General features: G+C 33.6%; 18 protein-coding genes and 1 pseudogene. 16 read left to right on the top strand and 3 right to left on the bottom strand.

Annotated features, from left to right (window positions below; translation table 11 throughout):
* Nucleotide 1 precedes the first annotated feature (1 nt).
* The 7 genes and pseudogenes from ACYQ3P_RS03850 to ACYQ3P_RS03880 all read left to right on the top strand — a co-directional run bounded on the left by ACYQ3P_RS03850 (nt 2) and on the right by ACYQ3P_RS03880 (nt 5,344).
* The gene (locus tag ACYQ3P_RS03850; protein WP_460176632.1) at nt 2–1,339 is read left to right on the top strand and encodes a sigma-54-dependent transcriptional regulator; all 1,338 of its coding nucleotides are present in this window, start codon (nt 2–4) and stop codon (nt 1,337–1,339) included.
* 556 nt (nt 1,340–1,895) lie between these two features.
* Entirely contained in the window at nt 1,896–2,024 is a 129-nt protein-coding gene (locus tag ACYQ3P_RS03855; protein ID WP_460176633.1) for a hypothetical protein, read from the top strand.
* 29 nt (nt 2,025–2,053) lie between these two features.
* Nucleotides 2,054–3,556 (top strand): IS1634 family transposase, encoded by a 1,503-nt coding sequence (locus tag ACYQ3P_RS03860; protein ID WP_460178041.1) that lies wholly within the window; start codon nt 2,054–2,056, stop codon nt 3,554–3,556.
* A 137-nt stretch (nt 3,557–3,693) separates the two neighbouring features.
* Entirely contained in the window at nt 3,694–3,837 is a 144-nt protein-coding gene (locus tag ACYQ3P_RS03865; protein WP_460176393.1) for a hypothetical protein, read from the top strand.
* A gap of 27 nt (nt 3,838–3,864) precedes the next feature.
* Entirely contained in the window at nt 3,865–4,290 is a 426-nt protein-coding gene (locus tag ACYQ3P_RS03870) for an IS110 family transposase (protein ID WP_460178042.1), read from the top strand.
* 25 nt (nt 4,291–4,315) lie between these two features.
* Nucleotides 4,316–4,708: a transposase gene (locus tag ACYQ3P_RS03875; protein ID WP_460176154.1), complete on the top strand. Its 393-nt coding sequence runs from the start codon at nt 4,316–4,318 to the stop codon at nt 4,706–4,708.
* 228 nt (nt 4,709–4,936) lie between these two features.
* Nucleotides 4,937–5,344, top strand: a pseudogene (locus tag ACYQ3P_RS03880) (DUF1284 domain-containing protein).
* A gap of 180 nt (nt 5,345–5,524) precedes the next feature.
* Here ACYQ3P_RS03880 and ACYQ3P_RS03885 read toward each other — a convergent pair.
* Nucleotides 5,525–5,848 (bottom strand): CBS domain-containing protein, encoded by a 324-nt coding sequence (locus ACYQ3P_RS03885; RefSeq protein WP_460176634.1) that lies wholly within the window; start codon nt 5,846–5,848, stop codon nt 5,525–5,527.
* A gap of 157 nt (nt 5,849–6,005) precedes the next feature.
* On the opposite strand from ACYQ3P_RS03885, the gene ACYQ3P_RS03890 reads away from it, so the two are divergent.
* A complete protein-coding gene (locus ACYQ3P_RS03890) occupies nt 6,006–6,206 on the top strand; it encodes a hypothetical protein (protein ID WP_460176635.1) in 201 nt (66 codons plus the stop codon).
* Nucleotides 6,207–6,452: 246 nt separating this feature from the next.
* Here the strand turns inward: ACYQ3P_RS03890 and ACYQ3P_RS03895 are convergent, their stop codons facing one another.
* Nucleotides 6,453–6,656, bottom strand: coding sequence for a hypothetical protein (locus tag ACYQ3P_RS03895; protein WP_460176636.1), 204 nt, complete (start codon nt 6,654–6,656; stop codon nt 6,453–6,455).
* 24 nt (nt 6,657–6,680) lie between these two features.
* Nucleotides 6,681–6,878: a hypothetical protein gene (locus tag ACYQ3P_RS03900; RefSeq protein ID WP_460176637.1), complete on the bottom strand. Its 198-nt coding sequence runs from the start codon at nt 6,876–6,878 to the stop codon at nt 6,681–6,683.
* 349 nt (nt 6,879–7,227) lie between these two features.
* Here ACYQ3P_RS03900 and ACYQ3P_RS03905 point away from each other — a divergent pair, with 349 nt between their 5' ends.
* The 8 genes from ACYQ3P_RS03905 (at nt 7,228) to cas5b (ending at nt 13,184) form a co-directional block, all read left to right on the top strand.
* Nucleotides 7,228–7,449, top strand: a complete 222-nt coding sequence (locus ACYQ3P_RS03905; protein WP_460178043.1) for an integrase core domain-containing protein — start codon at nt 7,228–7,230, stop codon at nt 7,447–7,449.
* 98 nt (nt 7,450–7,547) lie between these two features.
* Nucleotides 7,548–7,817 carry a transposase gene (locus ACYQ3P_RS03910; RefSeq protein ID WP_460176638.1) on the top strand — a complete coding sequence of 90 codons (270 nt, stop codon included), beginning with the start codon at nt 7,548–7,550 and terminating at the stop codon, nt 7,815–7,817.
* Nucleotides 7,818–7,849: 32 nt separating this feature from the next.
* Nucleotides 7,850–8,632: an IS3 family transposase gene (locus ACYQ3P_RS03915; protein WP_460176639.1), complete on the top strand. Its 783-nt coding sequence runs from the start codon at nt 7,850–7,852 to the stop codon at nt 8,630–8,632.
* A 266-nt stretch (nt 8,633–8,898) separates the two neighbouring features.
* The gene (cas6, locus tag ACYQ3P_RS03920) at nt 8,899–9,687 is read left to right on the top strand and encodes a CRISPR-associated endoribonuclease Cas6 (RefSeq protein ID WP_460176640.1); all 789 of its coding nucleotides are present in this window, start codon (nt 8,899–8,901) and stop codon (nt 9,685–9,687) included.
* Between the two features lies 1 nt (nt 9,688).
* The gene (locus ACYQ3P_RS03925) at nt 9,689–9,943 is read left to right on the top strand and encodes a nucleotidyltransferase domain-containing protein (protein WP_460176641.1); all 255 of its coding nucleotides are present in this window, start codon (nt 9,689–9,691) and stop codon (nt 9,941–9,943) included.
* 60 nt (nt 9,944–10,003) lie between these two features.
* Nucleotides 10,004–11,608 (top strand): type I-B CRISPR-associated protein Cas8b1/Cst1, encoded by a 1,605-nt coding sequence (gene cas8a1 / locus ACYQ3P_RS03930; RefSeq protein WP_460176642.1) that lies wholly within the window; start codon nt 10,004–10,006, stop codon nt 11,606–11,608.
* Between the two features lie 3 nt (nt 11,609–11,611).
* A complete protein-coding gene (cas7i, locus tag ACYQ3P_RS03935; protein ID WP_460176643.1) occupies nt 11,612–12,517 on the top strand; it encodes a type I-B CRISPR-associated protein Cas7/Cst2/DevR in 906 nt (301 codons plus the stop codon).
* Nucleotides 12,498–13,184, top strand: coding sequence for a type I-B CRISPR-associated protein Cas5b (gene cas5b / locus ACYQ3P_RS03940; protein ID WP_460176644.1), 687 nt, complete (start codon nt 12,498–12,500; stop codon nt 13,182–13,184). Before cas7i ends, cas5b begins: the two co-directional genes overlap by 20 nt.

A 13,184-nucleotide genomic window follows, 5' to 3' on the forward strand; every position in this document is an offset into this window, starting at 1 on the left:
TATGGCAAAAATTCTTTACATTGATGATGAAATAAGTGCAATAAAAGCAATCTCAGCAATTTTAAAAAAACAAGGATACGATGTCTTCACTGCCACAAATGCAGAGGAAGGAATAGAAATTCTAAAAAATTTCTCCTTAGACTGCCTTCTTCTTGATTACAGATTACCCAGTATGGATGGAATTGATGTGCTAAGATGGATGAGGCAAAACGGCGTAACTGTTCCTGTAATTATGCTTACAGCCTATGGAACAATAGAGAAGGCGGTTGAAGCAATGAAGTTAGGTGCTTATCACTACTTAGTAAAACCTGTAAATGCGGAGCTACTTTTGAATTTAATCAGTGAAGCCATTAAAAAATCAAAGTTGATTGCAGATAAAACAGATGATGAAAGTCCTTTCCCAGAAATAATCGGAAAAAGTAAGGCAATGAAAGAAATTTTTTACATTATGCAAATGGTCTCAGAAAGCAATGCCAATGTTCTAATTACAGGCGAGACAGGTACAGGTAAAGAGCTTGTGGCAAGGGCTATTCATAGAAACTCTCCGAGGAAAGACAAACCATTTATTGTTGTAGATTGTGCTACAATCCCAGAGAATCTTCTTGAATCTGAGCTTTTTGGACATGAAAAAGGTGCATTTACAGGGGCAACAGAGAGAAAAATTGGATTAATTGAACTTGCAAATGGAGGCACAGTTTTCCTTGATGAAATTGGAGAGCTTCCGATGTCTCTTCAGAAAAAATTTCTTAGATTTCTGCAGGAAAAGGAAATCTTAAGAATTGGCAGCACTCAAAGAATTAAAGTAGATGTCAGAGTTATCTCTGCTACCAATAAGGACCTTGAAAAATCAATAAAAGAAGGCACTTTCAGAGAGGACCTTTACTGGAGACTAAATGTTGTAAGAATAAATCTTCCACCCCTCAGGGAAAGAAAAGAAGATATACCTTTGCTTGTGAATTACTTTTTGAGCAAATACTCAAAAGAAAATAACAAACCAATCCCACAAATTGAACCAGAAGTTATGGAAGCCCTCATAAAATACGATTGGTCAGGAAATGTAAGGGAACTTTCAAATGTTATTGAAAGAGCCGTTGTGCTATCACCCTCAGGATTAATTTTAATGAAACACCTCCCTAAAAGAATTCAGGAAACGAGCGAATGGTTTTCATCAAGGTCAGACACATTAAATCTTATGGAAGTTGAAAAATCTCTCATTCTTAAAGCATTAAACTCAACTGGATGGAATCAGACCAAAGCAGCAGAACTACTTGGAATTTCAAGAAAACAGCTCCGCACAAAGATGAAACATCACGGTCTCTTATCCTCCTCTGAGGAATAATTTTAGTCTAAATTGTGCATATGTAAATTCTCATTGGGAGCTTTCTCTTTTCCCCTCATTGGGATGTCGCCTCGCCTTCAGCTCGCAACAGGCGTCCTTCTTATCGTCATCGTATGTTAGATATATGGACATTGCGAGAGATTTTATTTCTGAGGCTATACTTTATTTTTATGAGATTGCTTCGCCTGCCTGTCGGCAGGCTCGCAATGACTCCCCTTTATCGTCATCGTATGATAAATATATGGACACTAAACAGGGATAAGTTAAAATAAAAGGAAGAAAGAAGGTGGGCAAGGACGATTTGTCATAGGTCTTAAAGACCGTTCGCAATGTTGTCCACCACCTTCTCCCTTCCCTTAAGCCTGAACGGAACATTAACCCAACTTCATCAATTTTCAGCCTTTAAAAATATCAAAAGCTTTATAATTCAATAAGTTATATCTTTTTTCATTCAATTTTGTAGTCTAATCTAATTTTATTATTTTTGCTTATTTATTCCCTTAAATATTGACTTTTTGTCTAATTTTTGTATACTAATATAAAAAAGGAGGTAACTATGTTCGTAAAAGAATCTTGGTCAACAAAAAAGGTAAAAAATACAAAACCTAAGAAATATCTAAATCTTACAGAGACAAAAAAACTAAAAAGGTTAGGCATGAAAAAATTGCCAATATCACTCACTTAGGTGAGCCTCTTATTTCCAAAATAAGGCAACTGCTTAAGTCACCTGAGAAAAAGGTTGTAGTGGACAAAGACAAGTTTTTTGAGGATGCAACTTCAGTAGGGCATATACTGTTACTGTTAGGATTTATGATGAAGATAGGATTTCTGGGATGGTTAAGGCATTTTCCAAAGAAGGTAAGAGATTTGCTTTTGGCAGTAGTGCTTAACAGGATAATAGAGCCAAGGAGTAAGTATGCATCAGTGGGATGGATACGAAGAAGTGGTTTTATGGAACTGTTTGATTTAAGGGAAGAGGATATGCATGTAAATGAGATATACAGGGCAATGGACAAGTTGTATGAGAAGATGGATAATGTGTTAGATGATTTTTATAAGACGGGAGCACAAGAGACAAAGTTGTTGCTTTATGATATTACCTCAGTATACTTTGAGGGTCAAGGACCTCTGGGGCTTGCAAGATATGGATACTCAAGGGATGGGAAGCCCGATAAAAAGCAAGTATTGTTGTGTTTATGTTTGAACGAGAATAAATTTCCAGTGCATTTTGATGTTATAGAAGGCAACATATCAGATAAGGAGACAGTAAAGGGACTAATAAGTCAGTTAAAGAAGAGATACGACATCAAGGAGGCAGTATTTATAGGAGACAGGGGGATGGTGACATTACAGAATATAGAGTATCTAGAGAGAGAGGGGATAAACTACATATTAGCGATGAGATTTAGGGAAGCAAAGAAAATGGTAGTGCAGAAGGGTATACAGTTAGATATATTTCAGAAGGAGTTGCCAGTGACCATCTATATAAGTGAAGAGGAAGGGGTAAAGAGCAGATATGTACTATGTGGGTCTGAATACAGAGAAAGCCATGACAGGGAGACATTGGAAAGTATACTTAAAAGGGGCAGGGAGGCATTGGAAAAAGTAAGGCAGATGGTAGAAAGAGGAAAGCTAAGAGACAGGGAGAAAATACTGAGGAGGGCGCAGAGGAAACTGACAAAAAGTGGAGCTGAGAATTATTATGATTTCAGATACGAAGAAGGCAGATTTCAGATAATAGCAAAGCAAGAAGCTATAAAGAAGGCATATGATATGTGTGGGAAGTATATTTTGCAGACGACATTAATGAAGGAAGAAGATGAAGAAATAGAGAGGCAGTATAAGGAATTACAGACAGTGGAGGATGCATTCAAGCAGTTAAAGGATTTTGTAGAGATAAGACCGATATATCATTATAAAGACAGGAGAGTAAGGACGCATATATTTTTATGTGTGGTAGCCCAGACAGTGTTAAACAGGCTAATGGATGAGTTGAAGGAGAAAGGATGGTTAAGGGAGAGCAAAGAAAACAGTCTGAAGAAGTGTTTGGACAAATTTTATGAGATAGGGATAGGAGGTTTTGAGATAGAGGGGGAGAAAATAAGGATTATGAGCAAAGCTAAGGAGGAACATAAAAAGATACTTAGAATATTGGGAGTAGGGGATAAGATTTTCAGAACTTACGAAAGTGCGAGAGAATTTTGTAGGCTAATCTAAAAATTATAACTCATTGATTTTAAAAATTTTTTATTCAAAAGTTGATGAAGTGGGGTTTAGGCTCAGACAGCCTGAATGAGTTCCCACGATGATAGGATAAGGGAAGAAAAACAAAAAAATCAAATGGAGGAAGAGAAATGACAAAAGAGAAGTTCATAGTTGGAGTAGATGTGGCAAAGGATACCATAGCAGTAACAATTAGGGAAAGAGGTAAAGGTAAAAGAGCTTCTTTCAATCTAAAGAATCATGCAGAGCAGTTGCATAAGGCTTTGAAAAAGTAGCTACCTGACTGCTGTAAAGAGGATATACTGGTTGTTATGGAACATACAGGGGTTTATCATTTAAAATTAGCCCATGCCTTATATGAGCAAGGGTATAAGGTAGCAATTTTGAATCCGCTGCAGACAAAGAAACTTGCGGATGCAAAGTTTAATAGAGCGAAGACAGACAAAATAGACTCTGCAGTGATAGCTGAGAGTGTGGAGATTTGCGAAGAGATAAGATTATTTAAGCCAATGGATGAACCCCAGCGGAAGATTAAGATACTATTAACTTGCCTTGCGAAGATTCAGAAACATCTTAATTGTTTAAAGAATCAAAGAGAAGCATTAAGATATGAACCGATAATGGTAGATACAGTAATAGAAAATTTTAACGAGCTCATAAAAAATGCAGAGGAAACAATACAGAAGATGGAGAAGGAATTGGAAGAATTGGCGGTAGGCCAGTTATGAGAAACAGATAAAGTTAGCGGAGAGTGTGCCTGGAGTTGGCAAGAGGACAGCATGCATAGCAGTATCAATGCTTGGATGTTTTGAAAATTTTGACAGAGTAAAGGCAGTAGGCAGTTATATAGGGATAAGCCCGAGAGTATATGAATCGGGCAAGAGTGTAAAGAAAAAGGGGAGGATACAGAAGAAGGGGAGTGCATATATAAGGAAGATATTGTATATGGCAGCGATGTCAGCGATGAGATATAATAAGGCATGCAAAGCATTGTATGAGAGGATGATACAAAGGGGCAAAAGCAAGATGCAGGCATTGATAGCGGTAGCCCATAAACTAATAAGGCAGGTATATGGAGTTTTAAAAAGTGGGATACCATACAATGAAGAAATTGCGATGAATGGAAAAAAATACTTGACAAATTAACACGGAACATTTCGAGCAGTCCGAAGGACTGCGAAGCAATCTCATAAAAATGCACAACTGCTTCGCAGAACCTTTCAAGAGCCGAATGCATGCGACAATTTGCTATGACACGTGATAATCGCTCAATTTAAGTACGAAGAAGATTGATGGTGATTCTTTAATACTTTTGCATTATTTGAATGAAAATTGGATAGTTAAATAAAGGATTTTTTAATTATAATATTTAAAGTGATAAGGCTTAGAGGACATCATCTTATTTGTTTACACTTTTTTTCTGGTGAAAGTTACGAGACAGATTTTATCGCGAATTTAATGGATGTGCTAAAAAGATGTGAAGGTGAAGAAATTGAAGTTGTTGAGGTAGCTGATGATATTTGTTTGAAATGTTCATATCTTCAAAATTCTCAATGCTTCTACACTAAAGATGCAGAGTAAGAGATAAAACGCATGGATAAAGAAGCATTGAAATTACTTGAAGTGTCTCCAACTGAAAAAATAAAATGGCATGAGATAAAGATTAAACTTCCACAAATTTTTAAAATGTGGTTTGAACAATTTTGCATTGATTGTAACTGGCTAAAGGTTTGTAAGAAAAATAAATTTTTCATGAAAATAATTGCTTTTACAATAGATTAAAGAATTAGCAATTGCGCCATCAGAGTAAAAGCTTTATAAGATTAAAATTTTATATACTAAATCCTAAAGCGATAAAAATTTAACACAAGAAATTTTTTATTTTAATCCTATTTTTATTTGTTTTCGCAGAAAAATTTAACTACATCAAATAATGAAGCTACACCTATTATTTCTCTGCCGTCATTTATAAACACCTCTACCGACATTAAATTTTTCCATCAATTTGATAAAATCCTGCAAATCTGGATCTTTATTTATACATACTATTCTCTTTGTTGCTACTTCTCCAACTTTAGTTTTATGAAGGTCAAGGTTCCTGCAGATTACATTATAGACTATATCGCGAACAGTTATAATTCCATAAACATCCTTTTCATCCTTTGGCGGAACCAGTAAAGACCTTATTTTTTTGCTTACCATTTTTTGCATAGCTTCAAAAACAGAAGACTCTTGACTAATTGTTTCAATGTTGTTATTCATAATGTCTTTAACTTTTAGGTTCATATTCTCTCTTTGTTTTTAACTGAGTATTGTCAAAAATTTACTACTTAAAAGTCTATAAAACTCTTATTCTTCAATACATTCTGTAAAAAAAGCTTGCCTCCCCCCTCTACTTTAAGGTTAAACTACTATCTCTCTAATAAAACCAAGGAGGCAAGCCGTGAATAAAATATTCCCTTTTGTTATTTGCCTCTGTTCCAAGTTCTCTCGCTCTCAAATTGAAACTATCGCTTTTACTCTTTTTGATATTCTTCTTAACCGTCACCCTAATATTAAACTAAAAGATGACCTCAAAGAAAAATATCCTAACTACAGAAATTTCTATGTTGACCCCCCTTCCTCCCTTGTCTCAACCTCCTGATAAATCTTCTACCAGCACTACAAAAGACTACAAACAATTACTTGATGAATATCAAAACAAACATGGCAAATCTCTCAAACCTGTAAAACGCAGAGGCAACAGTCAAGCTCTCCCTAATCACTTATCTTGCCCTAACTGCAATGCTCCTCATTCCTATCTGTATTCAACAACGGTAAAAACCGCTCTCAACTGAAATGCAAAGTCTGTGGTAATCTCTTCCAGCTCAATCGTCCCCTTCGCAATAAATCAAACTCTAAACACTTCTGCCCTTACTGTGGCAATGCCCTCTTTAAATGGAAAGAGTCTAAAACCTGCACCATCTATAAATGCTGTAATGATAACTGCCCCCATCGCATCAGCGCTCTTAATAAACTTAGCCCCGATGAGCTCTCTATCCGCCAAAAATCTCCTTCCCACTTCAAAGTGAACTATCAATACAGAGAGTATCACTTCCAACCCTCTGAGCTTACTCTGTCATTTCCTCAAAAACCTGCTGTTGACCTCAGAAAAATTCACAACTCTCTGCCAATACTCGGTCCTGTGCTTACCTTCTATGTCTCCTTCTGTCTTAGTGCAAGAAAAACTGCTTATATCCTCCGTTCTGTCTTCAACATAGATATCTCTTATCAGACTGTCCTTAGCTATGCTCAAGCTGCCGCCTTCTACTGCCATAAATTCAATCTCAAATTCAAAGGCTCTGTGGATTCAACTCAAGCTGGCGATGAGACTTATATCAAAATCTTGGGTAAACACTTCTTTGTCTTCCTCTTCCTCTGCTGCCAAAAACTCTCCATCTCCTCTTACCATGTCTCAGATACCAGAGATGTTAAGTCAGCTGTTATTGCTATGAAAGAGGCTATCAGACCAGCAATTCACACTTATCACTGATGGCAATCCTTCTTATCCAGCTGGTATTCACTTTATAAACTCTCAGACAGGCAGTAACATTAATCATCGTAAGGTTATTGGACTTCAAAATCTGGACGATGAATCTGCTTAGTTCAGACCCTTTAAACAGTTAATTGAACGCCTCAATCGTACTTTTAAATCTCACATCAAGCCTGCACATGGATTTAATAGCCTAAATGGTGCTGCTGCTCTGGTTACTCTGTTCGTTACTCACTACAATTTCCTCAGACCCCACATGTCTTTGAACTACAAGCCACCCATACAGTTGCCTGAACTTGATAGCATAAGCACTATTCAAGGCAAGTGGATTAAAATCCTTTCAATGGCTGACTAATCTCTTTGTTCTTGTCAAAGAGCTATTCCTTGACCTGCTCCCCATTTTTTGGAACAACAAAAATACGAATATAATTAAAAGAGAAGGAGGGTTTAATTATGAAACAGACAAAATATCCTGTAGAAAAAATTATCCAGATTCTCTCAGAAGCAGAACTTCCAGGCAATTCCATTGCAGAAGTCTGCCGTAAATACTCTATCAGCAGAAGCACTTTTGACAAATGTAGACAAAAATTCAAAGGCATGTCCTCTAATGAAGCTAAAAGACTTAAAGTACTTGAAGAGGAAAATCTTCGCCTTAAAAGAATTCTTGCTGAAAAAGAACTTGAAATACAGGTGCTCAGAGATATTGTTAAAAAAAATTTTTGACCACTCACGAAAGGAGACAGATAGCTAAAACAATGATAGAATCTGGAATAACTACAAGAAAAGCTGCAGACATTGTTGAGATGCCACTGAGCACTCTGTATTATCGTTCTGTTAAAGCAGAACAAGATCAGGCTCTTGCGGATATGATAAGAGAAATCGCATTTAAATATACTTTTTACGGTTACAGACGCGTCCATTTTGTTATAAATCAAAGCGGGATTCATGCTAACCATAAAAGAGTCTATCGTATTTACAAAAGTCTTGGACTTCAGAGGCAGAAACCTCGTAAAAACAAAAAGAGAATTATTGTACAGAAGCCTCTTACAGAGCCTATATTTTGCAATTATGTCTGGGCTATAGATTTCATGTTTGAAACTCTTGAAGACGGAAGACTTATTAAAATCATGACGATTGAAGAGCTACTGAGTAGGTTTTCTTTGGGTATTGAAGTCGGATTTAGTATTACTGCTAAGGTGGTTATAGAAGTACTTGAAGAATGCTTCAGAGTTTATGGAATTCCCAGGATTATCAGGACAGATCAGGGACCTGAATTCAGAAGTCTGAGCTTTGAAAAGTTCATCAGGAAACACGGTATACGTCATGAATTTACTGAAAGAGGCAGTCCGTGGGAAAACGGGACTTTGGAAAGCTTCAATGGCAAGCTTAGAGAGGAATGCCTCAGTAGAAATATTTTTGAAAATGCGAAGCAGGCAAGGGAGGTGATAGAAGAATATAGAAATTTCTATAATACAGAGAGACCGCATAGCAGTCTTGGAGGAAAAACACCTTCTGAGGTTTATAGGAATGGTTCGTAAATATTTTGTTACAAAGTTTGAGTGCACTAGTTTTATAAAAACAAAAGTTCGTATTTATAATGTTCCAAAAAACGGGGGCATATCAGGGTATTCCTCCTTTCATTTAGTGTATTGGCTAAAAATAAAAGGAATATCAGATGCTCGCCTTTCTTGTCAATTATGAGGAAACAATACTTTTTCGGGTAGATTATTTTTGAGGAAAATCGTTCTATTGACAAAGAGCCTACATTTTAGGTAAGATTAAAAAAAATTTTTAAGGTGCGAAAATGAGGCTTAAAATTGACTTTTCAGTTAATCAACTTCCTATTCTTTATCGTCATCGTTTTATGGCTTTAATCAAAGAAGCCCTTTTAAAATCCGATGAAAGCTATAAAGAAAAGCTTTATCCCGACAAAAAGAGTGAGTTCTCTAAAGTGACAAAGCCATTTTGCTTTAGTGTTCTTTTGCCAGCAAAAAGAAGGGCTGAAAAACAATTAATTAAAATTGACAATGACTTTGCTGTAGAAGATACTGTTTACTTTTTTGAAGATAATTCCAATATTTCATTTTTTGTAAGCTCCTGTGACAATAAATTTATAATCCATCTTTACAACGGTCTTCTTAAAATTGGGCAATTTCAACTTTTTGACAACGGCATTATAACTCGCCAAAGAATACACTATATAAGAGAAAAGCCAATAAAGGCAGAAAACATTGCTTTTAAAACTATGTCTCCAATTCTAATTGAAGACAAAGATGAAAATCCTATTCTTCCTTTAGATAATCTTGAAGAATTTAATTTTCACTTTAACTCAATCCATGACAGAATTTTGAAAGACATACGAGACTATGGACTTAAGAGAGAGCTTAAATTTTCTCCAATATCAATAAAAAAACAAGTTGTAAAGCATACATTAAAAGATTTTAGACAGCAAACAGGAAAACCAGTCATGATGCTTACATGCTTCAGCGGTAGCTTTATCCTTGAAGGTGAGCCTGAGGATTTAAAGATTTTGTATCAAATTGGAATAGGCTTAAGAACAGGTCAAGGCTTTGGAATGATTGATGTATGCTGAGATGGATTTTGAGAAATTAAAAGCTGTTTTTGAGAAATATCCATATATAGCTTCAGCATATCTTTTTGGCTCTTATGCATCGGGAAAATTTAGTCCAATGAGTGACATTGACATTGCAGTTCTTCTTAAAGAGCCATATCCAAAGGGAAGAGAATTAATTCATACTCTTGATTTTTTTGCCTATAAAATTGAAAAGACACTAAATTTATCAACTGAAGTTGATTTAATTGACATGAACAGCAAAAATTATCTATGATGCAGACCCAGAATTCAGAAAAAATACATTGGAGATTAAGGAATATATGAGGAGTAAAAAATGAAAGAAGTAAAGGTTTATCTTGGTGATTGGCTTTATAATGCTGGGATAGTAGGTTTTTTAAAAATTTTTGAAAAAACAGGAGATAAAGGACTTATTAAAATAAATACTAATTATATCTCTTTTTCGCTGGATATATTGAAAAATTTTCATGAAAGATATTTTCAGTATATTTATCCGCAAGCAAACAAGATTACTTCAAAAATTAGTGAATTACAACAGTTGCTTTCTTCGGAAAAAATTCAAGAAAAAGATATACAAGAAGTTAAAAGATTAACTGAAAGTTCCAAAATTTTAAAAGAGGATCCAGATATTTTTGTAATTATTCATGAGATAAAAAGAGAAAAGGAAATACAAACAATAAAAAAGCTGATACAAAAATTAATTGAGGCTTTGTATAAACATTGGGAAAAATATAAAGATTTGTATGCAAAATATTATTTGTTAAGTTTTTATGAGGGTAAAAGTATTTTTAATCAAGCTGTTAAAACAAAAATAAAAGAAAAGTTTAAGAAAGATTTTATTGATCCTTTATTTATTTTTGAATCTCAAAGAAAAAGAAAAGAAACAGTGTATTGTATAGTATGCAATGAAAGAATAGCTAAGAAAGATACTCTCTTTGATGAAGGCACTTTTAAAGTAAGTGGTGAAAGTATTAAAGAATGTAAAAATTTTTATTGGAATTTAAATCCTAATACACCTTTATGCGGTTTATGTGAATTAATTTATTTGTGTGCTTTTGCAGGTTTTTTAAATTTGAGTTTATTAGGAGAAAGAAACAGTTATCTTTTTGTTAATTTTGATGCTACAGTGGAGGGACTTTATAAATATAATAAAATGCTTGAAAACTTTGTTTTTACTTCATCTGATAATCCTTTCAAATCAATAATTCGGAATATTCTTTTAGATTATCAACAAAAAAGAAGTAGATGGACTTTAGCTAATATTTTATTTGTTGAATTTAATACAGAAAAAGAACCTTTTGCAATTTATCATTTCCATGTTCCCCAATATATTGCCAAATTATTTGAAGAAGACAATTATAAAGATTTTAAAGGATTAGAAAATTTAGTTTACAAAGTAGATGCTGAAAATTTAAATTCTGCAATTATAAATGTTTTACACGAATCTATTGACAGTATTTTGGAAAGACGGAGTCTTTATCCGCTTATAAATAAAGTATTGCATGATTTTCTTAATAAAAAACATAATTTTTCTGATGAACTTTTTAATTTAGTAAAAATTCAGAGAAAATTAGAACTTTTTAAGACAGGGAGGGATGAAATGAGAGAAGAAATTTCAAAAAAATTATGGTCTTTATACTCTAAAGGGCAAGATGTGGCAAAAGAACTCAGGAATAGAAATGCTGAAAATAAAATAGAAAGTATTGCTTACAGGCTTCTTTCTGCTTTAAGAGTGAAAGATAAAAATACTTTTTATGATACTATTTTAAGACTTTATTTAAATCTTAATAAGGATGTACCTCGAATTTTTTTGGAAGCTTTAAAACCTGATAATATTTTAGAAATTGAGTCTTTAGGATATGCATTTTTGACAGGATTTTTAAGTAAACAGTCACAAGAAAATACTGAAAAGGAGGAGTAACCAATGAGCAAAGGATTAACTTTAACAATAATTTTTAATGCATTAAGTTTAAATTATGGAGAAACAACAGGTAATATTTCTGAACTTAAAAAGTTTTCCCGAGATAATGGACAAGTATTTACATTTGCTTCAAGGCAAGCTTTAAGATATGATATTGTAAGACTTGGTAATAAATATTTTGAATGGCAGTTAGCTCCAGTAGATAAGAGCCAAAGAACGGTTCAATTTAGTCCAGATGCTTCTATAGAAAACTTACCAGAAATAGATTTATTTGGATATATGAAAACAGAAAAAGGAAAAGGCTCTTTAACGAGAGCCGCGGTAGTTCGGTTGAGTCCTGCAATTTCTTTGGAATCTTATTTAAATGATATAGAATTTCTTTCAAATAAAGGTTTAGCAGATAGAATTAATGAAGATCCAAATATTGCCCAAATAGAACAACATTATAGTTTTTACACTTATACTATAACAGTAGATTTAGATAGAGTAGGGATTGATGAAGATATAGTATTACCGAATTCAGAGAGAGCCAAAAGAGTCAAAGATTTTCTTTCAATTATTAAAATTTTAAACAGAGAAATAAAAGGAAGAATAGAAAACTTAAATCCTCTTTTTGTTATAGGAGGCGTGTATAGTGTTAAAAATCCTTTCTTTTTAGGGAAAATAAAATTAGAATGGCGCAATTCAAAACCTTGTATATGTATTGAGCCAATTAAAGATACATTAAACATTACTTTTATGAATAATGTAAAAGTTGCTGAGAATACTTTGTTAGGATTTGTTTCAGGTATTTGGGGAAATGAAGAAGAATTAAAACAATTGCCTGTAAAATCTGTTGGAGATATTGATACTATTTTTAAATTACTTTGTACAGAAATTGATGAATACTATGGAACTGTTAAAAATTAAACTTTATCAAGATTTAGTTTCATATAGAAAACCTTTATCTTTTAAGGCAGGAGAGACTTATCCTTTACCTCCTCCTTCAACTGTTAAGGGGTTTTTACATAGTATCCTAAATGCTGAACAATTTATCCCAATGAAAATTTCTATTCAAGGGACATATGCAAGTGTGACTAATAATCTTCAAAAATTGTATAAATTTGGAGGAGTAAGAAAAGGAAGGGAAGCAAGTTATGATTTTATTTTTGGAAAAGTTGGAATAAAAAGTATGGTTTACTATGTTAATTTACTTGTCAATGTAAATCTTATTATTCATGTTTCAGCTGAAAAAGAAATTTTAGAAAATCTTGAAGCAGCTTTAAAAAATCCATCAAGATATCCATCTTTGGGAAGACAAGAAGATTTGGTAAGAATTGATCAAGTTTCTTTTGTAAAAATTTTTGAAAGAGAGGATAAAAGAAATGGTATTCCAATTAAATATCCTGCATACATTCCAAAAAATTATGCTTTAGAAAACGATTTATTTGGAGTAAACTATAGACTTAATTATTATTATGAAATTGATCAAAACCTTAGAAGATGGAAACAAGTAGAAGTAGTATATGTAGAAAGTGGGAAATTATACACAAAAACTTATGTTGATGAAGAAGATGATTTAGTTTTTTTAGTTTGA

The sequence above is a fragment of the Thermodesulfovibrio hydrogeniphilus genome, from assembly GCF_054657355.1.